Raw genomic sequence first — 25,316 nt, 5'->3', positions numbered from 1 at the left:
TCTCCGGCATCCCCGAGGGAAGAACACTCTTGCGATGTGGACACATCAACGAATAGCGTCCACATTATGGAACCCTCCGCCTCGATTCCCGGAACGCAGGCGATCGCGCGCGCCGCGAAGCTCTTGAGGCTCGTGACCTCCAGCGGCCACGACGGTGCGTCGCTCCAGGAGCTGTCCGCGTCCGCCGGGTTGTCCCGCTCGACCGCGCATCGCCTGCTCTCCGCACTTCGCGCCGAGGGTCTGGTCGACCGCGACGAGTCCTCCACTCGCTGGATGCCCGGGCCGGAGCTCTATCTCATGGGATCCGTCGCCGCAGCCCGTTACGACGTGACTGCCCTGGGGCGTGATATCGTCCGCTCGCTCGCGGTCAAGACCGAGGAGAGCGCCTTCCTCTCGGTGCGCCGTGCCGATGAGACGGTGTGCCTCGTCCGCGAGGAGGGCTCCTTCCCGATCCGGTCATTCGTGCTGAGCGAGGGCGTGCGGTTTCCGCTCGGCGTAGCAAGCGCCGGGCTCGCCATCCTGGCATTCCTCCCTGACCACGATGTGGACGCCTATCTGGAACGTCATCCGGAGCTCGAGGCCAATTGGGGCAGATCTCACGGCGCCGCACCTCTGCGAACACGGCTGGCCGAGACGAAGGAGAGAGGCTATGCGGTGAATCCGGGGCTGATCGTGGAGGGCAGCTGGGGTCTCGGCGCGGCGGTCTTCGATCGCTCGGGTCGACCGGAATGGGCCTTGAGCCTGACCGGCGTGGGATTCCGCTTCGGCCCTGATCGGATCGGCGAGCTGGGCAGGACGCTCCTCGCCCATGCGCACCAGCTCTCGGCTCGGATCGCGGGGGCTCGGCGCTGACCCGGACTTATACATACCAGTGGGTATATACTTTCTGGTATGAATCGTCAGGATGTCATCCCCTCGCTCGTGCTCTCCGGGTATGCGCTCGGCCGGATCGCCGCACAGGACGCCGGCAGTGATGCGCCTGCCGCGCAGTGGCGGGTGCTGAGTCTGCTCGAGCAGTCCGGGCCCAAGCGGGTCGGAGAGCTCGCGGCAGCCGCACGCACGACCCAGCCCGGGATGACCCGGCTCATCGGGAATCTCGAGCGCGAGGGATTGGTCCTTCGCTCCCCCGTCGCCGAGGACTCTCGCGCGACAGCCGTCGCCATCACCGCGGCCGGGTCCCACGCGCTGCAGTCATGGCGCGAAGAGTTCCGTGACACCCTCGCCCCTCGCTTCGCCGACCTCGACGGCGACGAATGGAGCATCCTGACGCGCGCCGCCGAGATCCTCGCGGCGCACACCACCACCGACTCGACAGGAGCAGCAGCGTGAACACCCCCGCCACCTCAGTGTGGAAGCAACCAGCCCAGGTCTGGGCCGTCGCCTTCGCGTGCGTCGTCGCATTCATGGGCATCGGCCTCGTGGATCCCATCCTCCCCGCGATCGCGGAATCCCTGCAGGCGACCCCGTTCGAGACGGAGCTCCTGTTCACGAGCTATCTCGCGGTCACCGGTCTCGCGATGCTCGTGACCAGCTGGATCTCGAGCCGCATCGGCGCCAAGAAGACGCTTCTGATCGGGCTGGCGCTCATCGTGGTATTCGCCCTGCTCTGCGCCCTCAGCGGCAGCGTCGACGCGGTCATCGGCTTCCGCGCGGGATGGGGTCTGGGCAACGCGCTGTTCATCTCCACCGCTCTCGCGACGATCGTGGGCGCGGCATCGGGGGGCAGCTCAGCTGCGATCATCCTCTACGAGGCAGCCCTCGGGCTCGGTATCGCCATCGGCCCGCTTCTGGGCGGCCTGCTGGGCGAGCAGAGCTGGCGTGCACCGTTCTTCGGAGTGGTGGTACTCATGGCGATCGCCTTCCTCGCCGTGCTCGTGCTTCTGCGCGGCCCCGAAGACAAGCGCGCGCCCATCCCGTTCTCGGCGCCCTTCAGGGCCCTGGGTCGTCCTGCACTCGCGATTCTCGCGATCGCGGCCTTCTTCTACAACATCGGCTTCTTCATCCTGCTCGCGTTCTCGCCGTTCCCTCTGGGCTTCGGGGCCATGGGGATCGGCTTCACGTTCTTCGGCTGGGGCCTCGCCCTCGCCATCACGAGCGTCTGGGTGGCTCCCCTGCTCATGCGCCGGATGTCCCGCACGAGCGTGATCCTCACCGTCCTGCCGCTTCTCGCCGTGGATCTGATCATCGCCGGCCTGCTGGTCGAATCCGCCACTGCGCTGGTCGTGTGCATCGTCATCGGCGGACTGCTGCTGGGTGTGATGAACACCGTGCTCACCGAAGCGGTGATGGAGGCCACGGACCTGCCCCGCTCGGTCGCATCGTCGGCGTACTCGTCGGTGAGGTTCCTCGGCGGAGCCATCGCGCCGCCCCTCGCAGCGGCTCTCTGGCACGCGTTCAACGCGACGATCCCGTATCTGGTCGCCGCTCTCGCCGTGCTCATCGCAGCGGCGACGATCTTCTGCGGCAGGAAGATCCTCGCGCACATCGACGACGAGCCCGACGACGCCGCGATCGAGGACGCGCAGGCCATCCTGCTCGGCGACGCCGGGTGACACGCCAGCCTGCTGCGTTCGATGCCGTGGGGCGATGAGCGAGCTCTCAGAGCGCAGCAGACCCACCGGCGGCGCTGTCATCGCAGTCGCCTGATCGACCTACTTGACGGTGACCGTGATCTCCGCGGTCTTCTGGTCGTCGAGGTCCTCGGGAACGGCGCCGCGGAATCGGTACTCGAACTGGATCACGGTGGTTCCCTCACCCACGGGCGCGAAGCGGTAGGTGAGCGCGCTCGGCGCTCCGGTCTCACCCTCCTCGCCCAGGTACCGCGACCGCTCGTCGCCCGGTCCCAGAACCGCCGGATCGGGCTCCCGCGTCAGCACCCACTCCTCACCGACGGTGGGATTGATGTCACCGAAGTCGACCACGAGCGCCTCATCCGGGGCCAGCGTCACCGAAGAGGCCGTGTAGGCGATGCTCGTCTCGAGCCCAGCCGAGCATGCGGTGAGCGGAAGACTGCAGACGGCCACGATCGCTCCGACTGCGAATCTCTTCACCCGTGCGCGCATCGCCACCCCTTAGCGTTTGCATCAAACTAGCGCACGGAAAGCGCTGTCGGCGGCATCACCGCGACGCAGAAAAGCCCCGATGACTGGCGAGAGTCATCGAGGCTGATCCGTGCACCCCCTCGGACTTGAACCGAGAACCCACTGATTAAGAGTCAGTTGCTCTGCCGATTGAGCTAGAGGTGCGTGGCGCGGTATTCCCCGGCCGAGGAATTACATTACCAGCCGATCGCCGCGGTGCGAAATCGAGTCGGGTCCCACGTGTCCGCCGCGCGTGTCGCCCCGTGTCACGAGCCCTCGGGTCCCCGGGCGGGGCGGTTATCCTGGAGATGTGACCGCCTCCCCCCGCGTCGACGACTTCTCTCGCGACCTCGCACTCGCCCTTCGACTCGCCGACGCCGCAGATGCGCAGTCGCTCCCCCGGTTCGACAGCTCCGACCTGGAGATCTCGACCAAAGCGGACAATTCGCATGTCACCGATGCGGACCTCGCCACCGAACGGGCGATCCGCGCCATCCTGTCGATCGAACGGCCCGACGACGGCATCTTCGGCGAGGAGTTCGGCGCTGAGGGCAGCACCCATCGGCAGTGGATCATCGATCCCATCGACGGCACCGCGAACTTCCTCCGCGGAGTGCCGCTGTGGGGCACGATGATCGCCCTCGCGGTCGACGGCGTACCGCAGGTCGGAGTGGTCAGCATGCCCGCGATCGGACGCCGCTGGTGGGCGGCGTCAGGGTCAGGGGCATGGACGGCGACGGATGCCGAACCGCGCCGCGTCTCGGCATCCTCCGTGTCGTCTCTCGATGACGCGAGCGTGAGCTTCCAGAGCATCACCCAGTGGGCTGAGTCCGGTCACCTCGACCAACTGCTGAAGCTGGCCGACCGGGTATGGCGCGACCGCGCCTACGGAGATATCTACGCCTACATGCTCCTGGCCGAGGGGCGGATCGACATGGTCGCGGAATTCGGCGTCAAGGAGTACGACGTCGCGGCCGCAGTCCCGATCGTGCGCGAGGCGGGCGGTCGGATGACCGGTTTCGACGGCGCAGAGACGATCTCCGACCTTTCGGCGCTGGCCACCAACGGCATCCTCCACGACGCGTTCCTCGCACTTCTGCACGACTGACCCCTGATGAAGGCACGCGCGATGAACCGCTTCACCTCCGCCGCACTCGGTGCGCTCCTGCTCACCGTCGCGCTCGTCTCCTGCGCAGCGACGCCCGAGGGAGCGCCGTCGCCCACCCCCGACTCGCCGAAGCCCTCCCCCACGGCGACTGCGGAGCCGGCAGCCACTCCCACACCCTCCCCGGCGGTGGAGCCAGCCTGCGACACGATCGTCTCGGCCGGAACCGTGCAGGCACTCACCGATCAGGGCTGGACCTTCGAGGAGAAGGAGTTCGTGGTGGGTGGCGTGACGCTCGCGGACGGGCTCCTCTGCTTCTGGGCCGACTACAGCGTCGCCTCAGATCACGGTCAGCTCTACGGGTGGTCGACGATCAGCGCTGAAGACGCCGCTGCTGCACAGACCTCGCTCCTCGGAGAGGGCTGGACCCGCGAGGACGGCCCCGACGGCATCTACATCACCGAGAACCCGCAGTTCGCGATGGGCACCGACGAAGACGGCTACGGCATGACGTATCTGTTCGGCGACGGCTGGGTGAAGTTCGCGGACACGCGCCAGGGCCTCATCCTGATCGAGTGGGCCGGCTGACGCTCACTCGACCGGAGAATCGATCACCTCGTCGACGAGGAGGATGCCGCCTGTCGAGTTCACCGACTGCATCAGATCGTCGATCCACCGCGGGTTCAGCTGAGGCTGGTCCGGCTCGTCGAAGGTGAAGCGCAGCGGGATGGACGGATGGATCCAGATGGTGGATCGCCCGCCGGGCTCTCCCTCGGGATGACGCCATGACAGGGTGAAGCTCTCCTGACGGCGGAGCTTGGTCGCGATGACGATCTTCAGATGCGCGAGTGCTCGATCCTCGATGTGGATCGGAACGTCCGACGCGCCATAGAACAGCGTTGCCATGCGAACCAGAATACTGGCACAGGTGGCTCGGAACGCGCATCTGACGTGGCAGGGAGGAGCTCATCCTGCGCGGTGTATCGTCGCACGCATGGACTCCCCGCTCGCTGACATCGCAGTGGAGCTGTACACGGGGTCACCTGCAGAGTTCGTGAGCGCACGCAACGCGCGCGCCGCCGAAGCCGACGACGCGGGCCTCGCCGCGCAGATTCGCGATCTGAAGAAGCCGTCGGTCGCCGCCTGGGTGGTCAACGTCTTCGCACACGAACGCGCCGCGCAACTCGGAGAAGCGCTTCAACTCGCCGAAGAGCTCCGCGAAGCTCAGGCGGACCTGGATGCTCGCGCGCTCGCGCAGCTCGGTCGCGACCGCCGCGCCCTCACGAGCCGACTCGCGGCAGATGCCGCTGCGCTCGCTGAAGCGCGCGGACAGCGCGTCACGGCTTCGACGAGAGAGGCGGTTCAGCAGACCATCAGCGCGGCCTTCTTCGATCCGACTGCGGCCGCCGCCGTCGCCTCGGCGAGGCTCGTGCGCGAGCTGGAACCGGCCGGCACGTTCGCCGACATCGCCGACACCCTCGTGGGTGGAGGCGCGCCCGCACCGCCCGCGATCTCTCCCACACCCGTCGACGAGGTGCGGTCGCGGAGAGAGCGACGGGACGCGGAACGGGCCGTCAGAGAAGCCCAGAAGGCTCACGACACTGCGGCACGCGAAGCGGCGACGGCCGACCGAGCACTCCGCGATGCTGCGGTGAAGATCGAAGCCCTCACACGCCGTGAGCGTGAACTCGAAGCTGACCTGGCGAAGGTCCGACATGAAGCGAAGCGCGCGCGAGAAGACGCCGAGGAGGCGGAGGCCGAACAGGAATCGCTCGCGCAGCGAGTGCGGGAGTCGGAAGAGCATCTCCGCACCGCAGAGGACGCTCTCGACCGGCTCACCACCGGCTGACCACCGAAGCGGGAGGACGTGTCAGCGGACGCACGCGCCGTCGAACGACCTCGACAGCGTACCGGTATTCTGTGTGTATCCTGAGCGCGAGGCTCCACGGCGGAGCCGATTTCACAGGGAGTGGCATGCGCAATCGGTTCCTGAGTGCCATCCTCGTCGCGACCGCGGTCGTCGCAGGCTCGCTCACTCCGTCAGCGGAGGTGGCAGCGCCTCCGCCATCGACGGAAAGGGTACCCGTCGGCACGCTCCTCGATCAGCTGCGTGTCGAGGCTCCGTCCACCGTGAAGTACAACCGCGACCTCTTCTTCGAAGGCGCGGATCTCGACGGGGACGGATGCCGCACCCGTCAGGAGGTGCTGCTCGAGGAGTCCGACATTCCGACGACCGTCACCGGCGCGTGCACCGTCACTGGAGGTCAGTGGTTCTCCTACTACGACAACGTCACGCACATCGACCCCGCCGCGATCGAGATGGATCACCTTGTCGCGCTCAAGGAAGCGTGGGCGTCCGGCGCGTGGGCCTGGACCGACGCGCAACGACAGAGCTACTCCAGCGACCTCGACGACCAGCGCACCCTGACCATGGTCACCGCCGCCGTGAACACCGCGAAGGCCGACAAGGATCCTGCATCCTGGTTGCCTCCATACCGGCCGATGCGGTGCACCTATGTGTCCGAGTGGGTCGCGGTGAAGTGGCGGTGGAACCTGTCCGTCGACCCCGTCGAGAAGAGCGCCATCCAGACGCTCCTCCAAGAATGCGGCCCCCAGTGGGACGCCTGGATGCCGGCGACGCCCACCGTCGGACGGCCCTCCGCGCCGCCGATGCCAGACCCCGTCGGCGTGTACCGGTTCTGGAGCCCCGTCTACCAGGGGCACTTCTTCACCACTGACCCGACGGAGCGCGATCAGATCATCGCCCGTTGGCCGAATGTCTGGACCTACGAGGGGCAGCGGTACACCGCGTTCACGACCCAGGTCGCCGGAACCATCCCGCTCTACAGGTTCTGGAGCAGCACGTACTCGGGGCATTTCTACACCGCAGACCCCGCCGAGCGCGCGGCTGTCATCGCCAAGTGGCCGAACATCTGGAAAGACGAAGGGATCGCGTACTACGTCTACCCGGCCGACTCCACGCAGGCCGGCACCGTTCCCGTCGCGCGGTTCTGGTCGAACTCCGCGGCTCATCACTTCTACACCGCGGACGCGGCCGAACGAGATGCAGTCCTCGCCAAGTGGTGGCGGGTGTGGATCTACGAAGGCGACAACTTCCGAGTACCGTCCTCAGGCATCCCCGTCCCTCAGCCGCCTCAGCAACCTCAACCGCCTCAGCAACCGGGGAACCCCGGGGACACGCGGAATTGCACGGACTTCGCGAACTACGCTGCAGCGAAGGAATGGTTCGACCGGTTCTACCCCTACTACGGCGACGTCGCAAAGCTCGACTTCGACAACGACGGCATCCCCTGCGAGACCCTGCCTGGCGCGCCCTAGGCCGAGTCTGAGCCGCGGCGATTCCCGATCACGCATACAAAGGCCCGCCTCCCTAGTGATCATCACTAGGCAGGCGGGCCTTCTTGCTTGTGACAGCGACGTGGTGGAGCTGGGGGGAATCGAACCCCCGTCCAACGCTGAGTCTCCACGCCTTCTCCGGGCGCAGTCTGTGAAGACGTTCTGCTCGGCTCCGACCTTTGTCACAGACACCTAAGTCGACGAGCCCAGCCTGGGAAGAGTCCCACGTGACGTCCAGACGCCATCACGCAGCAAGATTCCTAAATGACGCCAGGATCCGTATCGGAATCACATACGGCCTGACGGACTATCGGGCTCGCTTATGCAGCGAGGGCGAAGTCGTTGCGCTTGGTTTCGGCAACTATTTTTTTGCAGAGAGCGTTTACGAGATAACTCTGCATCCTCGGCCCGCTTCTCGTGGATTCACAGGCGCTGTCGAAACCGATCAGCCCCGTGGTCCTTCTCTCGAAGGAGCCGCTGTCACTCTGTGTACTTATCATCCCGGGAACCGGAGTCCCCGAGCCTCACAGACTACAACGTTCGCGAGGCCTTCGCCATTCCATGCCCTGGCGTAGAGTCACGACATGAGCGAAGTCACCGTCACCGTCCGCGGCGAGCACGAGGCGCGAGTTGCGCCCGAGCGCGCCACCATCCACGTCAGTGTCCGCGCAGACGGCGCCGACCGCGCAGGAGTGGTCGATAGCGTGATGCATCTCACCGAGCCGGTGCGCGAGAGCATCACCGCGCGGCTGGACACGGGCATCGTCGTCGACTGGTCCAGCAAGCGGTTGTCCGTGCGCGCCGAGCGCCCGTGGAACTCGGAGGGCACGCAGCTCGCGCCCGTTCACTACGCCGGCGTGGATCTGACTGCGACGTTCGCCGAGGCCTCGGCGCTCTCGCTCTGGGTGTCCGAGGTCTCGGCATGGGACGGTGTCGAGGTCGGCTGGGTCGACTGGCACCTCACCGCCGAGACGAGGTCCCGGGTCGAACGGGAGGTCGCGGCGCAGGCCGTCGGAGCGGCCGTGACTCGCGCGCAGGCATACGCCACAGCGCTCGGACTCGGTTCCGTCGTTCCCGTCGAGATCGCCGATGTCGGGCTGATCGCCCCCGCACCCGTTCAGCCGCTCGCGGGCATGCCCAAGATGCGCGGGGCGATGATGCAGGAGTCCCAGGACGTGGGCGGGCCGTCAATGGACTACGAACCCGACGAGATCGTCATCTCCGCAACGGTCGAGGCGCGATTCGTCGCGCGCTGAACCGCGCCCCGCACCGCAAAGCGGTCAGGCGTCGATCGCGAACGGCGCCAGATCGGCGGCGAGTCGCTCCGACACACGCGCGTGCACGACTGTGCCCTGCTCGCTGTGGTCCACCGCCAGCAGCATCCCGGTCTCGTGGATCGCCGCGACCAGATCACCCCTGTCATAGGGAACGACCGCGTGCACCTCCACGGCCGGCTTCGGAAGCGCCTCTTCGATCGCCGCTCGAAGCTCTTCGATGCCCTCGCCCGACCGGGATGAGACGAAATGCGCCGTGGGCTCGAGGCCTCGCAGCACGAGACGCTCGTCGTCGTCGATCAGATCGGCCTTGTTGAACACCACGAGCTCGGGCATATCACGCACACCGACGTCGCCCATGACGTCCCGCACGGTCTGCAGTTGACCGGCGGGGTCGGGGTGAGATCCGTCAACGACGTGCAGCACGACGTCGGCGTCGCCGACCTCTTCCAACGTGGATCGGAAAGCCTCGACGAGCTGGTGCGGAAGGTTGCGCACGAAGCCGACGGTGTCCGTCAGCGTGTACACACGCCCGTCCGACGTCTCCGAGCGGCGGACCGTCGCATCCAGCGTCGCGAACAGTGCGTTCTCCACGAGCACCCCTGCGCTCGTGAGAGCGTTGAGAAGGCTCGACTTGCCGGCGTTGGTGTATCCGGCGATGGCCACGGAAGGAATCGTGTTGCGCTTGCGCTCGGCACGCTTGGCCTCTCGCGCCGGGCCGAAGTCACGGATCTGCCGACGAAGGAGCGCCATCTTGGTGCGGATGCGGCGACGGTCGAGCTCGATCTTCGTCTCACCGGGGCCACGGGAGCCCATTCCGGCACCACCGGCACCGACCTGGCCACCCGCCTGACGGCTCATCGAGTCACCCCAGCCGCGCAGGCGCGGCAGGAGGTACTCGAGCTGCGCGAGTTCGACCTGGGCTTTGCCCTCACGGCTCTTGGCGTGCTGGCTGAAGATGTCGAGGATGACGGTGGTGCGGTCGATGACCTTGACCTTGACCACGTCCTCGAGAGCTCGTCGCTGGCTGGGGGCGAGTTCCGTGTCGGCGATCACGGTGTCCGCGCCCGTGGCCGCCACGATGTCCTTCAGCTCCTGCGCCTTGCCGCGCCCGATGTAGGTCGCGGCGTCCGGGTGCGGTCGCCTCTGCAGAACGCCATCGAGGACGACGGCTCCTGCGGTCTCCGCGAGGGCTGCGAGTTCGCGGAGCGAGTTCTCCGCGTCTTCCTGAGCGCCCTGCGGATACACGCCGACCAGCACCACGTTCTCGAGCCGGAGCTGGCGGTACTCGACCTCCGTGACGTCTTCGAGTTCTGTGGAGAGACCGCCGACGCGCCGCAGCGCATGACGATCCTCGAGGTCCCACTGGTCGCCGTCCGAGAACGCGTGTGACGCGGTGGACTGGTCCTGCAGCGCCTGAGCGGCGCCGAAGACTCGTGCCTCCGTCCGCTTCTCCGCATTCGCGAGAACGCGATCGACTGCTTCGTCACCTGTGGAGTGTGTGCTGGTCTCCGTCATCCGTCCCTTATCTCTGGGTTTTGTTGCGAGCCTTAACCTTAGCCCGCGCTGTCCGCTACGCTCACGGTATGGGGTCCGACCATTACTTCACCGCGGCCCCGGCAAGCCCCGAGAACCTGCGATCGATCCGTGTGACGCTCGCAGGCCGAGAGCTGGACGTCACCACTGCTGGCGGCGTCTTCAGCCCGGATCGGCTGGATGCCGGTACTGCCGTCCTTCTCGCAAACACGCCTCCGGTTCCGCCGGGAGGCCATCTTCTCGACCTCGGAAGCGGGTGGGGACCGGTCACGCTGTCGATGGCATTGGCCGCGCCCCATGCGACCGTATGGGCGGTCGATGTGAACGAGCGGGCTCTGGATCTCGTGCGTCGCAACGCCGCGGCTCATGGTCTCAAGAATGTCAACGCCTCACTGCCCGAGGATGTTCCCGCTGACGTGACTTTCCGCTCGATCCGCTCGAATCCTCCGATCCGCGTCGGCAAGAACGAGCTTCACGGCCTGCTCGAGAAGTGGATCCCCCGCCTCGACGAGCGCAGCGACGCGTGGCTCGTCGTGCAGCGCAACCTCGGCGCGGATTCGCTGCAACGGTGGATCGGCTCGACGTTCCATCCTGGTTTCAGCGTGCACCGCACCGCGACCTCCAAGGGCTATCGCATCCTCAAGGTGCGCAAGCACGGCACCCCACCCACCGAGCCGATCGCTCTCGTCTGACGTTTCGCCGCAGCGACATCAGCGACCGAGAAGGTCGGGAAGGTCGCGCATGTCGGCGAACACGACGGCTCCTTCCTGTTCGAGCCACTCGGCTGGGGTGAGCCCGCCGGCGTAGCCGTATACCCGCATCCCGGCGGCTCGAGCGGCGCGGACGCCGAACCGGCTGTCCTCGACCACCGCGCAGTGTTCGGGGTGCAGCCCGAGCCGATCTGCGGCGTGCAGAAAGAGATCCGGGGCGGGCTTACCGACGACCACGTCATCCACGCTGAAGATCCTTCCCTCGAATCGCGGAAGGAGACCGGTCATCCCGAGCGTTCTCCGGATCTTCGCATGGGTACCGCTCGAAGCCACGCACGTGGCCGTCACGATCTCGTCGAGTGCGCGCTCGACGCCGTCCACCGCGATCAGCTCAGCGAAGGCAGCGACGTACCACGGCTGATAGGTCGCCTCCCAGTCGTCGGGAAGCGGGCTCCCGAGGAACGACTCGATCGCGGAGCGGAAGTAGGCGGCAGAACGTCCGACGAACCGGTGCACGATCTCGTCCGAGGACAGTTCCCACCCGAGATCGGCGAGTACCCGCCGGTCCACCTCGATCGAGAGCCGCTCGCTGTCGACGAGGACTCCGTCGCAGTCGAAGATGACCAGATCGATCGGACCGGTCGCGCCCATCAGATCAGGTCGACCTCGCCGCTGAACACGAGCTGCGCGGGGCCGGACAGCGCGACGTGCTCGCCGTCCTCCGCGGGGAACATGCGCACGCCGAGCGTGCCACCCGGCACCTCGACCCGCCAGTTGTCGGGCGCCTTCGCACCTGCCCAGTAGCGCACCGCCAGAGCTGTGGCCGCCACACCCGTGCCACAGCTGAGGGTCTCCCCCACACCGCGCTCGGAGACGCGCATCGAGACGTGCCCGATCCCGTCCCGCACAAGCGGCTCACCCGGGACGACGAACTCGACGTTCGCACCCGCGGGCGGGGTGGGTTCGAGCACCGGAGCACGGTGGAGTTCGAGTGAGGCGAGTTCCGCCTCGGATGCGAGGGCGACCACCACATGAGGATTCCCGACGTCGATGCCCAGCCCCGGGCGCGTGACGGGGAGCCCGTCCGCCGTGACAAGAGGGTCGTCGCCGGAGAGCTTCCACAGGCCGAGATCCACCTGATATCCCGTCTCACTGCGGGTCACGTCGCGCACGCCCGCTCGGGTTCCGATCGGGAGCGTCGAGCCGGGCTGGATCGTGGCGAGCCCGGAGCGCACGAGATAGTGCGCGAAGACGCGGATGCCGTTGCCGCACATCTCGGCGATCGATCCGTCGGCGTTGCGGTAGTCCATGAACCATTCAGCTGCCGGCTCCTCAGCGAGTGACGCCCGCCCGTCCACGATCGCTGCAGAGCGCACGACACGAAGGATGCCGTCGGCTCCGATGCCGCGGTGCCGGTCACAGAGCACTGCGACCTGTTCCGAGCTGAGTTCCAGTGAGCCGTCGGGGTCGGCGATGATCACGAAATCGTTGCCCGTACCGTGCCCTTTGGTGAATGCGACCATTCGTCCAGTCTAGAGATCTCGGCTAGGCGTCGACGATCAGGCGTCTGCCCGTGTTCGACACGGAGAATCGTTCGTAGCCCAGGTCGTCGTAGAAACCGAGGACGCCTTCGTTCCCCTCCCTGACCATGAGCTGCACCTTCGGGCAGCCCATGGCGACGAGAAGCCGTTCGGCCTCGCGCACGAGTGCTCTCGCGATCCCTCGTTGACGGTGCGACTTGGCGGTCGCCAGGTAGTAGAGCCAGCCGCGGTGTCCGTCGTAGCCGGCCATGACCGTCCCGAGGATCGGTGCCGAGCTCGATTCGGGCTCGGTGCTCTCGACCACCAGAAACAGCTCCGGCTGCACCGTGAGTTTGCGCTCGATGTCGAGCCGCGGATCGTTCCACGGGCGCGTGAGCCCGGCCTCGTCCCAGAGCGCGACAACCGCCTCGGTGTACGCCCGGTCGAACGCCCGGACCGGCCAGCTCTCGACTGCGCGCCGAGGGGCTGACGCCTCAGCCACGGCGCACGCGGTAACGCCCGCACATGAAGTTACGGTTGCGAGCCACCTCGAGGAGCTCGAGGTCCAGCATCCGCGGCAACATGGGTGCCCCGGATCCGAGAGTGACCGGCGCGTACTGCACCCACACCTCATCGAGAAGACCCGCATCCGCGAACTGCCCGGCCAGGTCTCCGCCACCGACGACCCACAGATCCTTGCCGCCGGCGGCAGTGACCATCTCGGAGTGAACGGCGGTCACATCGCCCTGCGCCTTGCGGACGTCGGCGCCGACGGGAATCTCGAGCTCCCTGTGCGTGAACACCCAGGTCGGCTGCTCGTAGCCCCAGCGCCCTTCTTCGTGCTGCATGACCCAGTTGTAGGTCGATGCCCCCATGGCCAGCGCCCCGATCGTCTTCTCGAACGCCCCATAGGACATCGGTCCTTCGGCGTCGATGTCCTGCTTGAGGAGCCAATCGAGGGAGTGCTGGTCAGTCGCGATGAAACCGTCGAGGCTGCTCGCCGTGTAGAAGTGGGTGGCCATGCATCCACCTTCTCATCGGTCACCGACATCGCGCGATGGCGGTGAGGGAGATGTCGACTCAGGACTCGACGAGTGCCGTCGCGTCGACCGGGGGTTCGTGCCAGGTGAGACCCGGATACCGCTTGAACCAGGACACCTGACGTCGGGCATACCGACGCGTGAGGGCCTGCGTCTCGGCGATCGCCTCGTCTTGACTGAGCCGCCCGTCGATCTGCCCCAGAGCCTGGGAGTAGCCGATGGCACGCTGCGCAGTGACGCCATCCTCGAGCCCTTGCCGCCGGAGCCCCGCCACCTCGTCGACGAGGCCTGCACGCCACATCTGTTCGACCCGTGCGTCGAGCCGTTCGACGAGGACGCTGCGCTCGACATGGAGACCGATCAGTCGGGTGTCCGCCTGCCAGAGCGACGGCTGTTCCGGCAGAGCGGCACCGTGCGTGGCGCTCCCCTGCTCGAGCACCTCGAGGGCGCGGATCACCCGTCTCCCGTTGTGGGGGTCGACGCGCGCCGCCGTGGCCGGGTCGAGCGCTCTCAGCCGGTCGAGCATCGCCCCCGCACCCTCGTCCTCGAGCTCGCGTTCGAGCCGAGCGCGGATGACCGGGTCGCGCGGCGGGAAGGCGAAGTCGAAGACGACGCTGGAGACGTAGAGCCCGGAGCCGCCGACGAGGATCGCGTCAGCACCACGGCGCTGGATATCGATGATCACGGAGCGCGCAAGAGGCTGATACCAGGCGACCGCCGCTTCCTCGTCAACCTCGCGCACGTCGAAGAGGTGGTGCGGAATACCGCGTCGGTCTGCGGCGGCGAGCTTCGCCGTGCCGATGTCCATTCCGCGGTAGAGCTGCATCGCATCGGCGTTCACGATCTCGGCTGCGTTGCCCCGCCGGCGCAGCGCCTCGGCGAGATCGAGCGCGAGATCGCTCTTGCCCGTCCCCGTCGCGCCGACGACTGCCCAGAGCCGCGGCGCATCGTGCGTGCCGCCCGGCTCCGTACCCGTCATCCCTTGGATACCGGCTTCGTCGCGAGCAGCGGTCACCTGCCGACGCGCAGCGTCGGCAGGCCGAGAGACACCGCCCGCGTGCCGTCGGGCGCCGCAGGCGCCGGCACGGCGCACGATTCCGCCTGGGCGCGATCCCACGCGTCCCCGCCGCGCGTGCGACGGATCTTGAGCGGGGAGCCCGTCGGGTCATCGGCGAGCAGGTGGAACGGAGCCGCATGGGTGATGGTCACCGAGACGACGTCACCGGGCCGGGGAACAGCCGACCCCGGGGTCACCTCGAAGTGCACGAGGCGGTTGTCCTCTCCCCGGCCGGTCAGCCTATGCGTCTCGGCGTCCTTCTTGCCCTCGCCCGTCGAGACGAGGACCTCGACCTCGCGGCCGATCTGCTTCTGGTTCTCTTCGAGCGAGATGCGCTCCTGCAGCGCGATGAGCCGGTTGTAGCGTTCCTGCACGACGGCCTTCGGAACCTGGTCTTCCATGGTCGCCGCCGGTGTGCCCTCGCGGATCGAGTACTGGAAGGTGAAGGCGCTCGAGAAGCGGGCCTGTTCGACCACCCGCATCGTGTCCTCGAAGTCCGCCTCGGTCTCACCGGGGAACCCGACGATGATGTCGGTGGTGATCGCGGCATGCGGAATGCGATCACGGACGCGGTCGAGGATTCCGAGGAACCTCTCACTGCGATAGGAACGACGCATGGACTTGAGGATGCGATCGCTGCCGGACTGCAGCGGCATGTGAAGCTGCGGCATCACAGTGGGAGTCTCAGCCATCGCGTCGATCACGTCGTCGGTGAATGCAGCCGGGTGAGGACTCGTGAAGCGAATGCGCTCGAGTCCGTCGATCTCGCCCGCCGCGCGCAGGAGCTTGCCGAAAGCCTGGCGATCGCCGAACTCCACGCCGTAGGAGTTGACGTTCTGTCCGAGCAGGGTGACCTCGATGGCACCGTCCTCCACGAGGAGGCGGATCTCGTTCAGGATGTCACCCGGACGCCGGTCCTTCTCCTTGCCGCGAAGGCTCGGAACGATGCAGAAGGTGCACGTGTTGTTGCATCCGACCGAGATGGACACCCACCCGCTGTGCGCAGAGTCGCGCTTGGTCGGGAGCGTCGAGGGAAACACCTCGAGCGACTCGAGGATCTCCAGCTCGGCGTCACCGTTGTGTCGCGCTCTCTCGAGAAGGCCGGGAAGCGACCCCATGTTGTGCGTGCCGAAGACCACATCGACCCATGGGGCCTTGTCGAGAACGGCTTGCTTGTCCATCTGGGCGAGACAGCCCCCGACGGCGATCTGCATGCCGTCCTTGCGGCGCTTCACCGAAGCGAGCTGACCGAGGGTCCCGTAGAGCTTGCCCGCGGCATTGTCGCGAACTGCGCATGTGTTGATGATGACGACATCGGCCTCGGCGCCGTCCGTGGCTCGGACGTATCCCGCACTTTCGAGCGAGCCCGAGAGACGCTCGGAATCGTGGACGTTCATCTGGCAGCCGAAGGTGCGGACCTCGTACGAACGCTGGCGCCCGTCACGGTCGATTGCGGCTGACGACGACGCGATGATCGTCGGTTCACTGCGCGGGATAGTCATGATCTCCCCATTGTACGAGCGGTTCCCCCCTCACTGCCGCTGCCGCTGACCGGCCGGCGCCGGGCGAGGTGCGCGCCCTCCCCGGTGTCAGTCCGAATCGACGAATCGGACCCGCGACGACGAGCCGGAAGATTCCTCGGCGAGGGCCGTCTTCGCAGCCGTCATCGCGATGGAACCGTTGTACCCGCGACGTGATAGCTGACCGACAAGGCGTCTCAGAGCAGTATCCGGGTCGAGGCGGGACATCGATCGTGCTTTCGAGCGAGCGTACTCGAGTGCACGCTCCGCGTCGTCGTCGGGAACGTCGCCCAATGCCGCGTCGATCACATCGCGGGGAATCCCCCGCTGCGAGAGCGCTCGCGACAGAGCGACCCGTCCCTGTCCTTTTCGCTCGATTCCCGACATCACGAGCTGATCGGCGAGAACCGCGTCATCGAGGTAGCCGCGGCGACAGAAGTCGTCGATCACGTCGTCGATCGATCCGGAGTCGAGCCGGACGCCGTTCTCTTCGTAGCCCTTGAGCACCATCCGCGCCTCGGACAAAGAGAGCGATCGAGCCCTCAGCTTGCGCACGAGAAGCTCCTCGGCGTCGACACGCAGCTTCGACGGATCGACTCCGCTCTCATCTGCTGAGTCTTCGTGCGGCTGCAGTGCACGCAATCGGGGAGCAGACCGAGCCGCAGCGCCACGAGCTGGATGCCGTTCACTGGGCCCACGAGAGTCGACGAGTGGAGCTGGAGCCGAGTCGCCGGTGGATGCGACTCCTGCCGCCGTCGATTCCTCGAGGCCTGCGTCTTCCGCAGCGCGGGGGGTGCCTGCATCGGACCCGGCAGAGCTTCGATCGACCGGCTTCATCCGCGCGGAATCACGGCCGAACAGGGGGATGATGGGGGCGAGCTCCTGAGGCTCGCCCCCGCCATCACTCATGGTTCGCTCCGGTTGCGCCACGACCGCGAACCATCACGATCATGCCGGGCGGCGCTCGGCGAGCTCGTCAGCAGGCGCCTCGGTGGCTCCTCCGATGCCGAGCTTCTGCTTGATCTGGGTCTCGATCGCCAGCGCGATGTCGGGGTTCTTGAGCAGGAACGTTCGCGCGTTCTCCTTGCCCTGTCCCAGCTGGTCACCGTCGTAGGTGTACCAGGACCCGGACTTCTTGACGATGCCGTGCTCCACACCGAAGTCGATCAGGCTGCCCTCACGGGAGATGCCGACGCCGTAGAGGATGTCGAACTCAGCCTGCTTGAACGGCGGAGCCATCTTGTTCTTCACGACCTTGACCCTCGTACGGTTTCCGACTGCGTCGGTGCCGTCCTTCAGAGTCTCGATTCGGCGGATGTCCATTCGGACGGACGCGTAGAACTTCAGCGCCTTTCCACCCGCGGTGGTCTCCGGCGAGCCGAAGAAGACACCGATCTTCTCTCGCAGCTGGTTGATGAAGATCATCGTGGTGTTCGTCTGGTTGAGCCCACCGGTGAGCTTTCGCAGCGCCTGAGACATCAGACGAGCCTGCAGACCCACGTGGGAGTCACCCATCTCGCCCTCGATCTCGGCTCGAGGCACGAGCGCGGCCACGGAGTCGATGACGATCAGGTCGATCGCCCCGGAGCGGACGAGCATGTCCGCGATCTCGAGCGCCTGCTCACCCGTGTCGGGCTGCGAGACGAGAAGGGCGTCGATGTCGACACCGAGCTTCGCGGCGTAGTCAGGGTCGAGCGCGTGCTCGGCGTCGATGAAGGCAGCGATTCCGCCGGCGCGCTGAGCGTTGGCGATCGCGTGGAGGGTGAGCGTCGTCTTACCCGACGACTCAGGACCGTAGATCTCGACGATTCGTCCACGCGGCAGTCCTCCGACGCCGAGGGCGACATCGAGAGCGATGGAACCGGTCGGAATGACGGCGACAGGCGCACGCTCGTCGCTGCCCAGTCTCATGACCGAGCCCTTTCCGAACTGACGATCGATCTGGGCGAGGGCGGTCTCGAGGGACTTCTCGCGGTCAGCGGGTGATGGCATGACGTGCTCCTTATGCTCGCGTGGTGCCGCCTGTAGGCTGTCGCGGTCCTCCCGGCTGGGCGGAACTCTCCGACAAGGCGTATGGCTCTTCGGCTTGTTCTTCACCGTAGGAGGAGCCTCCGACATTGCGTCGTCAGCACCGCGAAACAGGGAGAGAAACGTCTCTGAACCACTTGTGCAGAAGACTACGCCCGTTTCGAACACATATTCGACGACACGCCGTCGCGGCGTGTCGCAAATCGAAACCGCCTCGAACGGGGCCCTCGCCGCGAACGCCTCAGAGGGTCATCGCTTGCGCGGCTCCAGACGACCTGCACCGTGTCGCCGCTCCAGGGGGACATCCGTCTCGGCGCACAGCGCCAGCCAGATCTCGCGCGGTGCGACGCCAGCGTCCAGCGCTTCGTCGGCAGTGCGCCCGGCGAGCTGAGTCAGAACGAGGTCGCTGATCAGAGATGACCCGCGACCGCCGAATTCCGCGTCGACTGCGCGGAGGAACTCACTACGTCGCATCAGAGGCTATGAGAGTCCGACGTTCAGTGGAGCGACAGCTCGGGCTCGACAGAAGCCACGAGGTCGTCCGGAACGACATCAGGGAAGACCTGAATGCCTTCGAGGACCGAGATCCGGTCGCCGACCTCGCGCATGATGATCGAGATGGGAACATCCAGAGCGTCAGCCACCGAGGCGAGAATCTCACTCGATGCTTCCTTCTGGCCCCGCTCGACCTCGCTGAGATAGCCCAGCGCCACAGAAGCCTTGCTTGCAACCTGCCGGAGCGTCCGCCCCTTCTGCAGGCGGAAGTCCCTCAGCACATCGCCGATTTCCTGTCGTACAAGAATCATCGGAACCTCCTCCCAGATCGCCTTCTCGAGGTCTCCCTCGAAGAGACCGCCAGTCTAGTCCTACCGACCTTCACAAAATCTACCTTCGCACGCTGTGCTTTCGGTGTGAGCACATAGGACATAACGGAGCGCACCCATCCCCTATTCCCGCAGAACCCGAGCGAGCATATCGATCGCCGCGTCGACCGCCTGCGCCCGCACCTCGGTACGATCACCGTCGAATCGAAACAACTCGGTCACCGACGAATCCGGCGTCACCACGGCCACATGCACCGTGCCGACCGGCTGACCGTCAGGTGAGTCCGGCCCCGCGATACCCGTGGTCGAGACGCCGACGTCGGCAGGGGCCCCGTCGACGTTCAACGCACCGCGCACCCCCGCCGCCATCTGAAGAGCGACGTCGGGGTGGACAGGACCGTGCGCGTCGAGCAGCGCGTCGTCGACGCCCAGCAGCGTGTGCTTCACCGGAGTGGCGTACGCGACGATCGCTCCGCGGAGGGAGGCCGACGCCCCCGGCACGGAGACGAACTCGGCAGCGAGAGCACCGCCCGTCAACGACTCCGCGACACCGAGCGTCCAGCCACGCTCGACCAGCGCGGCGAGCACGGCCGACGCAGATGTCACGAGGGCTGCCGCGCGCCTCGTACCTGCGCGACGATGTAGTCGATTCCGCTCGCCACGGTGAGGATCAGCACGAGCACCATCAGGATGGCGGTCACGAGCAGCCACGGCTCCAGCCCGATCACGACGTGCAACGGAAGCAGCGCCCAGGACAGGGCCACCGCCTGCACTGCCGTCTTGATCTTGCCCATCCAGGCCGCAGCCACGACGTGCTCCTTCGCCACCATGAGACGGTGGATCGTGATGCCCCACTCCCGTATGAGGATGATGATCACCAGCCACCAGTTCAGCTCGCCGAGTATCGCGAGACCGATGAAACCGGCGCCGGTGAGCAGCTTGTCGGCGATCGGGTCCCAGAGCTTTCCGAAGTCGCTGACGATCTCGTAGCGGCGGGCCAGATAGCCATCGACCCAATCGGTCGAGATCGCGACGATGAAGAGAACGGCGGCGATCCAGCGGACAGCGATGTCGTCGAGTCCGAACGTGCCACCGATCAGCAGGAGGACGAAGAAGATCACCGCGAGCGGTATGCGCGCGACCGTGATCGCGTTGGGAAGCTGCCGTGGAATGGCCATCAGTCGCGTCCCGTCAGTCCCCAGGCGTCTTCGTCGCCATCGTCTTCAGCCTCGACCACAGGGAGTCCCTGGAACTGCGCCTCGACCGGGTCGTGCGGCGTTCCGGCAGCAGTCGCGGCCGAGGAGGGGGCAGGCGGCTTCGGCGGAGTGTCGTCGCCTCGCAGCTTCGCCATGACCTGGGGCAGCTGTTCGGCCGTCGCCAGCACATCGCGCGCTTTGGATCCTTCTGACGGGCCGACGATCTCTCGCGACTCGAGGAGGTCCATCAGGCGACCGGCCTTCGCGAATCCGACGCGGAGCTTGCGCTGCAGCATCGACGTTGACCCGAACTGCGACGACACGATGAGTTCGGCCGCGGCGAGAAGAAGCTCGAGATCGTCGCCGATGTCCTCGTCGACCTCCTTCTTCTTCGTGGGCTCCAGCGCTTCCTGGACGTCCGCGCGGTAGTCCGGACGGGCCTGACGCGTCACGTGCTTGACGACCGCGTCGATCTCCTTCTCATCGACCCACGCGCCCTGCAGTCGGAACGGCTTGGACGACCCCATGGGCGAGAACAGCGCATCGCCCTGTCCGATCAGCTTGTCGGCGCCGGGGCTGTCGAGGATCACGCGGCTGTCTGTGACGCTCGTGACGGCGAACGCGAGGCGCGAGGGGACATTCGCCTTGATCAGACCGGTCACGACATCGACGCTGGGTCGCTGCGTCGCGAGCACGAGGTGGATACCGGACGCGCGTGCGAGCTGGGTGATGCGGACGATCGAGTCCTCGACGTCGCGCGGGGCGACCATCATCAGGTCCGCCAGCTCGTCGACGACGACGAGGAGGTACGGGTACGGCTTGAGCACGCGTTCGCTTCCCACGGGAAGCTCCACCTCGCCGGCGCGGACGGCACGGTTGAAGTCGTCGATGTGACGGAACCCGAACGACGCGAGGTCGTCGTACCGCATGTCCATCTCCTTCACGACCCACTGAAGCGCTTCCGCCGCCTTCTTGGGGTTCGTGATGATGGGTGTGATCAGGTGCGGCACCCCGGCGTAGCTCGTCAGCTCCACGCGCTTGGGGTCGATCAGGACCATCCGCACATCCGTGGGTCGGGCGCGCATGAGCAGACTCGTGATCATCGAGTTGACGAAGCTCGACTTTCCGGAGCCGGTGGAACCGGCGACAAGCAGGTGAGGCATCTTCGCGAGGTTGGCGATGACGATGTTCCCACCGACGTCCTTTCCGACGCCGATCGTCATCGGGTGGGTGCTCTTGTGCGCTGCCGGAGACCTGAGCACATCGCCGAGCGCGACCATCTCTTTGTCGGCGTTCGGGATCTCGATTCCGATCGCGCTCTTTCCGGGGATCGGCGAGAGGATCCGCACATCGTTCGATGCGACCGCATACGCGAAGTTGTTGCTCAGCTGGAGGATCTTCTCGACCTTGACGCCGTGCCCCACCTCGACTTCGTACTGGGTGACCGTGGGGCCACGCGAGAAACCAGTGACCTTCGCGTCGACCTTGAACTGCGTCAGCACGCTCGTGATCTGCTCGATCACCTTGTCGGTCGCCTCGGAGCGCGCGACCGGTGGAGGCCCTTCGACCAGAAGACCTGGCGACGGCAGCACGTACGGGGCGACGGGGGCCTGGGGGCCTCGCTCCCCCGGCCCTGCCGTGCCGAAGCCGTCGAGACCCGGAAGCTCCGGCATCTCTCCTGTGTCGGACTCGTCGTCGAGCAGTGCGGTGGTCTGCTGCCCTGCCAAGGATTCCGTCACGGACCGCACGTCCGTCAGCACCTCCGTCGCCGCGTCGTACGGATCTTCCACGACGACGGCCTGATCGTAAGCCGGAGTCGGCTCGGAGGTCGTCAGCAGCGCGGTGATGTCGTCGGAGCCCAGCGTCCCCTCGTCGGGGTCTTCCTCACGGCCGGTCTTGTTCCGCCGCCACCAGGGAAGGACGTCGGGGTCGTCGACCTTGTCGGACTCGTCGATCGCCGCGGCTTCCTTCGCAGGCTTCTCGGTGCGCTCAGCGTCGAACATCCACGCGTAGAGGTCGCCCAGGCGCTGCCCGATACGGTTCGGCGGAGTCTTGGTCAGGATCAGGATGCTGAGTCCCGCCAGCAGGGCCAGGACGATATAGGCACCCACCGGAGTGAGATACGAGAGCGGCTCACCGATCATCCAGCCGAAGAGACCGCCCGCTTCGCTGAGCGCAGGCATGCCGTCCCGGGGCTGCGCACGAACGAGCAGTCCGGCGGAGTCGACTCGACCCGCTGCGATGTGGCAGAAGCCTGCCAGGGTGAGCACGAAGAGTCCGAAGCCGATGCCGATGCGCCCGTTGTCGTGGACGGACGAGGGATGGCGGAACAGCCACCCTGCCAGCAGCAGCAGCAGCACGGGCATGACGAAAGCCACGCGCCCGACCAGAAGCCCCACCGAGTAGGCGCTGATGTTCGACGCGACCTCGTTGCCGATGAAGAACCATTCGTTGACCGCTCCGGCGATCGCCAGAAGCACCAGCAGGAAGGGGAATCCGTCGCGCCGGTCATCCTTGTCGAGCGTCTCCGGGCCGAATGCCCGGAACAGACCACCGACGCCGTGGGCGAGCCCGTTCCACGCTCGTACCGCCACCGGAGGCTTGTCGATCTCGTCGATGTACTTCTTCGGCGCAGCCTGGGCCTTCGGCGCAGCCTGCCGCTTCGGGCGAGGCGTGGCGCTCTCGGACGCGCGCGCGGACTTCGTGGTACTCCTGGCCATGCTCTCACGTTACGGCCAGAGGCCGACATTCACCCGTAATGACGCGGCATTCCGACCGGTTCCCGGGCCCGCGAAGGGAGATCAGGACGTGCGATGGACCATCGTGTCGCGGAGATCCCCCGCGTCGGTGACCACGAAACCCTCCGACCGATACAGGCCGTGCGCGAAGTTGTCCCGTTCGACGCTGAGGCTGATCCGAGGGTGCCCCTGCTCGCGCGCGTGGGTGACGAGGCGTCGAAGCAGGGTCCGTCCGACTCCGTGCGCCCGCCAGATCGGCTGCACTCCGATGATGAGCTCGGGCACCGCGGTTCCGACGAAACCGAAGCCTGCGTCGTCCGGCGCGAGCATCCGATACCACGCCGCACCGATGGGTCGCAGATCGGAGTCGAGCGCGATGAAACCGGCATCCGCCGGCCGCATCCACCCCGCGATGTAGCGCCGGTGCTCGACGGCGCTGAGAATCTCATGCCGAGCGCGTGCCCCGCCGGAGCGCCAGTTCGCCGCCTCGACGACCATGTCGCCGAGGAAGCTCCCGTCCGCCTGGTCGGCGGGTCGAATCGAGAAGACGTCCGGCATGGAGTGAGCCTAGGCCGTTCGCGTTACAGCCGAGTGTCGGTCGACTGGGAACCCGCGAACCACCGGGCTCCGATCACGCTTCGATGACCAGCGGGACGATCATCGGACGACGACGGAGCTTCTGGTTGACCCAGCGCCCGATGGTCCGACGGATGACCTGCGAGAGCGCATGCGTGTCGCGCACGCCGTTGCCGGAGGCCTCCTTGAGGGCGGCGATGATCTTCGGGGTGACGTCATCGAAGACGGAATCGTCTTCGGCGATGCCGCGCGCGTGGATCTCCGGACCGGAGATGATGCGACCTGTGGCGGCATCGACCACGACGATCACGGAGACGAAGCCCTCTTCAGCCAGGATCCGACGATCCTTGAGGTCTGCGTCCGTGATCGCGCCGACGGTCGAGCCGTCGACGTACACGAAACCGAGATCGAGCTGGCCGACCACTCGGGCGTCGCCGCCCTTCAGGTCGATGACCGTGCCGTTCGAGGCGATGATCGTGCGCTCGGCCTCGATGCCCGTGTCCTGCGCCAGCTTGGCGTTGGCGATCAGATGGCGGTACTCGCCGTGCACGGGCAGCACGTTCTTGGGTCGCAGGATGTTGTAGCAGTAGATGAGCTCACCCGCTGCAGCATGGCCCGAGACGTGCACCTTGGCGTTCGCCTTGTGCACCACGTTCGCGCCGAGCTTGGTCAGACCGTCGATCACGCGGTACACGGCATTCTCGTTGCCGGGGATGAGGCTCGAGGCCAGGATGACGGTGTCACCCGGTCCGGGCTCGATCGCGTGGTCGAGGTTGGCCATGCGACTCAGAACGGCCATGGGCTCGCCCTGCGAGCCGGTGGACATGTAGACGATCTTGTCGTCCGGAAGGTCGCGGGCCTTCTTGTAGTCGATGAGAAGACCGCTCGGCACCTTCAGGTATCCGAGGTCCTCGGCGATCGTCATGTTGCGCAGCATGCTGCGTCCGAGCAGCGCGACCCGTCGGCCGTGCGCATGCGCGGCGTCGAGAACCTGCTGCACGCGGTGCACGTGACTCGAGAAGCTCGCGACGATGACCCGGCGAGGCGCCTTGCCGATGACCTGATCGAGCACGGGGCCGATCGAGCGCTCCGTGGGAGTGAACCCGGGCACGTCGGCGTTCGTCGAGTCGACGAGGAACAGGTCGACCCCTTCCTCGCCGAGGCGGGCGAACGCGCGGAGGTCGGTGATGCGTCCGTCGAGCGGAAGCTGGTCCATCTTGAAGTCGCCGGTCGCCAGCACGAGGCCCGCGGGAGTGCGGATCGCCACGGCGAGTGCGTCCGGGATCGAGTGGTTGACCGCGACGAACTCGAGGTCGAACGGTCCGACCTGCTCCCGCTGGCCCTCCTTCACCGTCAGGGTGTAGGCCTTGATGCGGTGCTCCTTGAGCTTCGCCTCGACCAGCGCGAGCGTGAGGCCCGATCCGATCACGGGGATGTCGCTCTTCAGGCGCAGCAGGTAGGGAACGGCACCGATGTGGTCCTCGTGCCCGTGGGTGAGGACGACTCCGACGATGTCGTCGAGGCGGCTCTTGATCGGCTCGAAGTCCGGCAGGATCAGGTCGACTCCGGGCTGGTGCTCCTCCGGGAAGAGCACTCCGCAGTCGACGATCAGGATCTTGCCGTCGAACTCGAAGATGGTCATGTTGCGACCGATCTCACCGAGTCCGCCGAGCGGAGTGACCCGCAGCGTCCCCTCGTCGAGAGCTGCGGGTTCTGCGAGCGGGATGGACATGCTGTCTCCTCAGTCGGACACTC

27 protein-coding genes, 1 tRNA gene and 1 other RNA gene are annotated in these 25,316 nt (G+C 66.6%); 9 read left to right on the top strand and 20 right to left on the bottom strand.

Annotated elements, in window-relative coordinates:
• The first annotated feature begins 66 nt into the window (after positions 1-66).
• From AKG07_RS02715 to AKG07_RS02705, 3 genes are read left to right on the top strand one after another with little or no spacing between them, the layout of a single operon-like run.
• Positions 67-852, top strand: coding sequence for an IclR family transcriptional regulator (locus tag AKG07_RS02715; protein ID WP_053095854.1), 786 nt, complete (start codon positions 67-69; stop codon positions 850-852).
• A gap of 39 nt (positions 853-891) precedes the next feature.
• Positions 892-1,329 carry a MarR family winged helix-turn-helix transcriptional regulator gene (locus AKG07_RS02710; protein ID WP_053095853.1) on the top strand — a complete coding sequence of 146 codons (438 nt, stop codon included), beginning with the start codon at positions 892-894 and terminating at the stop codon, positions 1,327-1,329.
• Positions 1,326-2,552, top strand: a complete 1,227-nt coding sequence (locus tag AKG07_RS02705; RefSeq protein WP_053095852.1) for an MFS transporter — start codon at positions 1,326-1,328, stop codon at positions 2,550-2,552. The genes AKG07_RS02710 and AKG07_RS02705 overlap by 4 nt, the downstream gene beginning before the upstream one ends.
• Positions 2,553-2,651: 99 nt before the next feature.
• Here AKG07_RS02705 and AKG07_RS02700 read toward each other — a convergent pair whose 3' ends face one another.
• Positions 2,652-3,062: a protease inhibitor I42 family protein gene (locus AKG07_RS02700; RefSeq protein WP_072591162.1), complete on the bottom strand. Its 411-nt coding sequence runs from the start codon at positions 3,060-3,062 to the stop codon at positions 2,652-2,654.
• 110 nt (positions 3,063-3,172) lie between these two features.
• A tRNA-Lys gene (locus tag AKG07_RS02695) sits at positions 3,173-3,245 on the bottom strand.
• 145 nt (positions 3,246-3,390) lie between these two features.
• Here AKG07_RS02695 and hisN point away from each other — a divergent pair.
• Positions 3,391-4,188, top strand: coding sequence for a histidinol-phosphatase (gene hisN / locus AKG07_RS02690; protein ID WP_053095850.1), 798 nt, complete (start codon positions 3,391-3,393; stop codon positions 4,186-4,188).
• A 21-nt stretch (positions 4,189-4,209) separates the two neighbouring features.
• Positions 4,210-4,773, top strand: coding sequence for a hypothetical protein (locus tag AKG07_RS02685; protein WP_053099085.1), 564 nt, complete (start codon positions 4,210-4,212; stop codon positions 4,771-4,773).
• A gap of 3 nt (positions 4,774-4,776) precedes the next feature.
• On the opposite strand, the gene AKG07_RS02680 is transcribed toward AKG07_RS02685, so the two are convergent.
• On the bottom strand, positions 4,777-5,091 hold the full coding sequence (locus AKG07_RS02680) for a DUF7882 family protein (protein ID WP_053095849.1): 315 nt from the start codon (positions 5,089-5,091) through the stop codon (positions 4,777-4,779).
• Positions 5,092-5,179: 88 nt separating this feature from the next.
• On the opposite strand from AKG07_RS02680, the gene AKG07_RS02675 reads away from it, so the two are divergent.
• On the top strand, positions 5,180-6,034 hold the full coding sequence (locus AKG07_RS02675) for a hypothetical protein (protein WP_053095848.1): 855 nt from the start codon (positions 5,180-5,182) through the stop codon (positions 6,032-6,034).
• A 125-nt stretch (positions 6,035-6,159) separates the two neighbouring features.
• Positions 6,160-7,524 (top strand): excalibur calcium-binding domain-containing protein, encoded by a 1,365-nt coding sequence (locus AKG07_RS02670; RefSeq protein WP_053095847.1) that lies wholly within the window; start codon positions 6,160-6,162, stop codon positions 7,522-7,524.
• A gap of 101 nt (positions 7,525-7,625) precedes the next feature.
• Here AKG07_RS02670 and ssrA read toward each other — a convergent pair.
• Positions 7,626-7,995: a transfer-messenger RNA gene (ssrA, locus tag AKG07_RS17385) on the bottom strand.
• Between the two features lie 131 nt (positions 7,996-8,126).
• On the opposite strand from ssrA, the gene AKG07_RS02665 reads away from it, so the two are divergent.
• A complete protein-coding gene (locus AKG07_RS02665; protein WP_053095846.1) occupies positions 8,127-8,798 on the top strand; it encodes an SIMPL domain-containing protein in 672 nt (223 codons plus the stop codon).
• A gap of 24 nt (positions 8,799-8,822) precedes the next feature.
• Here AKG07_RS02665 and hflX read toward each other — a convergent pair whose 3' ends face one another.
• Positions 8,823-10,334: a GTPase HflX gene (gene hflX / locus AKG07_RS02660; RefSeq protein WP_053095845.1), complete on the bottom strand. Its 1,512-nt coding sequence runs from the start codon at positions 10,332-10,334 to the stop codon at positions 8,823-8,825.
• A 68-nt stretch (positions 10,335-10,402) separates the two neighbouring features.
• Here hflX and AKG07_RS02655 point away from each other — a divergent pair, with 68 nt between their 5' ends.
• Positions 10,403-11,044, top strand: coding sequence for a class I SAM-dependent methyltransferase (locus AKG07_RS02655; protein ID WP_053095844.1), 642 nt, complete (start codon positions 10,403-10,405; stop codon positions 11,042-11,044).
• Between the two features lie 18 nt (positions 11,045-11,062).
• On the opposite strand, the gene AKG07_RS02650 is transcribed toward AKG07_RS02655, so the two are convergent.
• The 15 genes from AKG07_RS02650 to AKG07_RS02580 all read right to left on the bottom strand — a co-directional run bounded on the left by AKG07_RS02650 (position 11,063) and on the right by AKG07_RS02580 (position 25,293).
• A complete protein-coding gene (locus AKG07_RS02650) occupies positions 11,063-11,713 on the bottom strand; it encodes an HAD family hydrolase (protein ID WP_053095843.1) in 651 nt (216 codons plus the stop codon).
• The gene (dapF, locus tag AKG07_RS02645) at positions 11,713-12,585 is read right to left on the bottom strand and encodes a diaminopimelate epimerase (protein WP_053095842.1); all 873 of its coding nucleotides are present in this window, start codon (positions 12,583-12,585) and stop codon (positions 11,713-11,715) included. The genes AKG07_RS02650 and dapF overlap by 1 nt, the downstream gene beginning before the upstream one ends.
• A gap of 22 nt (positions 12,586-12,607) precedes the next feature.
• Positions 12,608-13,084, bottom strand: a complete 477-nt coding sequence (locus AKG07_RS02640; protein WP_053095841.1) for a GNAT family acetyltransferase — start codon at positions 13,082-13,084, stop codon at positions 12,608-12,610.
• The gene (locus tag AKG07_RS02635; protein ID WP_053095840.1) at positions 13,077-13,604 is read right to left on the bottom strand and encodes a dihydrofolate reductase family protein; all 528 of its coding nucleotides are present in this window, start codon (positions 13,602-13,604) and stop codon (positions 13,077-13,079) included. The genes AKG07_RS02640 and AKG07_RS02635 overlap by 8 nt, the downstream gene beginning before the upstream one ends.
• 58 nt (positions 13,605-13,662) lie before the next feature.
• Positions 13,663-14,601 (bottom strand): tRNA (adenosine(37)-N6)-dimethylallyltransferase MiaA, encoded by a 939-nt coding sequence (gene miaA, locus AKG07_RS02630; protein WP_053095839.1) that lies wholly within the window; start codon positions 14,599-14,601, stop codon positions 13,663-13,665.
• A 32-nt stretch (positions 14,602-14,633) separates the two neighbouring features.
• On the bottom strand, positions 14,634-16,181 hold the full coding sequence (miaB, locus tag AKG07_RS02625) for a tRNA (N6-isopentenyl adenosine(37)-C2)-methylthiotransferase MiaB (RefSeq protein ID WP_053095838.1): 1,548 nt from the start codon (positions 16,179-16,181) through the stop codon (positions 14,634-14,636).
• A gap of 87 nt (positions 16,182-16,268) precedes the next feature.
• Entirely contained in the window at positions 16,269-16,841 is a 573-nt protein-coding gene (locus AKG07_RS02620) for a regulatory protein RecX (protein ID WP_053095837.1), read from the bottom strand.
• 306 nt (positions 16,842-17,147) lie between these two features.
• On the bottom strand, positions 17,148-18,191 hold the full coding sequence (recA, locus tag AKG07_RS02615; RefSeq protein ID WP_053095836.1) for a recombinase RecA: 1,044 nt from the start codon (positions 18,189-18,191) through the stop codon (positions 17,148-17,150).
• A 285-nt stretch (positions 18,192-18,476) separates the two neighbouring features.
• Entirely contained in the window at positions 18,477-18,701 is a 225-nt protein-coding gene (locus AKG07_RS02610) for a DUF3046 domain-containing protein (protein ID WP_053095835.1), read from the bottom strand.
• A gap of 23 nt (positions 18,702-18,724) precedes the next feature.
• On the bottom strand, positions 18,725-19,033 hold the full coding sequence (locus AKG07_RS02605) for a helix-turn-helix domain-containing protein (protein WP_042541772.1): 309 nt from the start codon (positions 19,031-19,033) through the stop codon (positions 18,725-18,727).
• A 141-nt stretch (positions 19,034-19,174) separates the two neighbouring features.
• The gene (locus AKG07_RS02600; RefSeq protein ID WP_053095834.1) at positions 19,175-19,657 is read right to left on the bottom strand and encodes a CinA family protein; all 483 of its coding nucleotides are present in this window, start codon (positions 19,655-19,657) and stop codon (positions 19,175-19,177) included.
• Positions 19,654-20,229: a CDP-diacylglycerol--glycerol-3-phosphate 3-phosphatidyltransferase gene (gene pgsA, locus AKG07_RS02595; RefSeq protein WP_053095833.1), complete on the bottom strand. Its 576-nt coding sequence runs from the start codon at positions 20,227-20,229 to the stop codon at positions 19,654-19,656. The genes AKG07_RS02600 and pgsA overlap by 4 nt, the downstream gene beginning before the upstream one ends.
• The gene (locus AKG07_RS02590; RefSeq protein WP_053095832.1) at positions 20,229-22,967 is read right to left on the bottom strand and encodes an FtsK/SpoIIIE family DNA translocase; all 2,739 of its coding nucleotides are present in this window, start codon (positions 22,965-22,967) and stop codon (positions 20,229-20,231) included. The genes pgsA and AKG07_RS02590 overlap by 1 nt, the downstream gene beginning before the upstream one ends.
• 81 nt (positions 22,968-23,048) lie before the next feature.
• Entirely contained in the window at positions 23,049-23,543 is a 495-nt protein-coding gene (locus AKG07_RS02585) for a GNAT family N-acetyltransferase (RefSeq protein WP_053095831.1), read from the bottom strand.
• Between the two features lie 73 nt (positions 23,544-23,616).
• Entirely contained in the window at positions 23,617-25,293 is a 1,677-nt protein-coding gene (locus AKG07_RS02580; protein ID WP_053095830.1) for a ribonuclease J, read from the bottom strand.
• Positions 25,294-25,316: the final 23 nt, after the last annotated feature.

The sequence above is a fragment of the Microbacterium sp. CGR1 genome (assembly GCF_001266755.1).
Classification (GTDB): Bacteria; Actinomycetota; Actinomycetes; order Actinomycetales; family Microbacteriaceae; genus Microbacterium.
This window is presented reverse-complemented; position numbering and strand designations above follow the sequence as displayed.

Excerpts from the sequence above, each read along its gene's own strand:
- AKG07_RS02715 (WP_053095854.1), top strand. The coding sequence starts at position 67 with ATGGAACCCTCCGCCTCGATTCCCGGAACGCAGGCGATCGCGCGCGCC.
- AKG07_RS02710 (WP_053095853.1), top strand. The coding sequence starts at position 892 with ATGAATCGTCAGGATGTCATCCCCTCGCTCGTGCTCTCCGGGTATGCG.
- AKG07_RS02700 (WP_072591162.1), bottom strand. The coding sequence starts at position 3,062 with ATGCGCGCACGGGTGAAGAGATTCGCAGTCGGAGCGATCGTGGCCGTC.
- AKG07_RS02685 (WP_053099085.1), top strand. The coding sequence starts at position 4,210 with ATGAACCGCTTCACCTCCGCCGCACTCGGTGCGCTCCTGCTCACCGTC.
- AKG07_RS02680 (WP_053095849.1), bottom strand. The coding sequence starts at position 5,091 with ATGGCAACGCTGTTCTATGGCGCGTCGGACGTTCCGATCCACATCGAG.
- AKG07_RS02675 (WP_053095848.1), top strand. The coding sequence starts at position 5,180 with ATGGACTCCCCGCTCGCTGACATCGCAGTGGAGCTGTACACGGGGTCA.
- AKG07_RS02670 (WP_053095847.1), top strand. The coding sequence starts at position 6,160 with ATGCGCAATCGGTTCCTGAGTGCCATCCTCGTCGCGACCGCGGTCGTC.
- AKG07_RS02665 (WP_053095846.1), top strand. The coding sequence starts at position 8,127 with ATGAGCGAAGTCACCGTCACCGTCCGCGGCGAGCACGAGGCGCGAGTT.
- hflX (WP_053095845.1), bottom strand. The coding sequence starts at position 10,334 with ATGACGGAGACCAGCACACACTCCACAGGTGACGAAGCAGTCGATCGC.
- AKG07_RS02655 (WP_053095844.1), top strand. The coding sequence starts at position 10,403 with ATGGGGTCCGACCATTACTTCACCGCGGCCCCGGCAAGCCCCGAGAAC.
- AKG07_RS02650 (WP_053095843.1), bottom strand. The coding sequence starts at position 11,713 with ATGGGCGCGACCGGTCCGATCGATCTGGTCATCTTCGACTGCGACGGA.
- dapF (WP_053095842.1), bottom strand. The coding sequence starts at position 12,585 with ATGGTCGCATTCACCAAAGGGCACGGTACGGGCAACGATTTCGTGATC.
- AKG07_RS02635 (WP_053095840.1), bottom strand. The coding sequence starts at position 13,604 with ATGGCCACCCACTTCTACACGGCGAGCAGCCTCGACGGTTTCATCGCG.
- miaA (WP_053095839.1), bottom strand. The coding sequence starts at position 14,601 with ATGACGGGTACGGAGCCGGGCGGCACGCACGATGCGCCGCGGCTCTGG.
- miaB (WP_053095838.1), bottom strand. The coding sequence starts at position 16,181 with ATGACTATCCCGCGCAGTGAACCGACGATCATCGCGTCGTCGTCAGCC.
- recA (WP_053095836.1), bottom strand. The coding sequence starts at position 18,191 with ATGCCATCACCCGCTGACCGCGAGAAGTCCCTCGAGACCGCCCTCGCC.
- AKG07_RS02610 (WP_053095835.1), bottom strand. The coding sequence starts at position 18,701 with ATGCGACGTAGTGAGTTCCTCCGCGCAGTCGACGCGGAATTCGGCGGT.
- AKG07_RS02605 (WP_042541772.1), bottom strand. The coding sequence starts at position 19,033 with ATGATTCTTGTACGACAGGAAATCGGCGATGTGCTGAGGGACTTCCGC.
- pgsA (WP_053095833.1), bottom strand. The coding sequence starts at position 20,229 with ATGGCCATTCCACGGCAGCTTCCCAACGCGATCACGGTCGCGCGCATA.
- AKG07_RS02590 (WP_053095832.1), bottom strand. The coding sequence starts at position 22,967 with ATGGCCAGGAGTACCACGAAGTCCGCGCGCGCGTCCGAGAGCGCCACG.
- AKG07_RS02585 (WP_053095831.1), bottom strand. The coding sequence starts at position 23,543 with ATGCCGGACGTCTTCTCGATTCGACCCGCCGACCAGGCGGACGGGAGC.
- AKG07_RS02580 (WP_053095830.1), bottom strand. The coding sequence starts at position 25,293 with ATGTCCATCCCGCTCGCAGAACCCGCAGCTCTCGACGAGGGGACGCTG.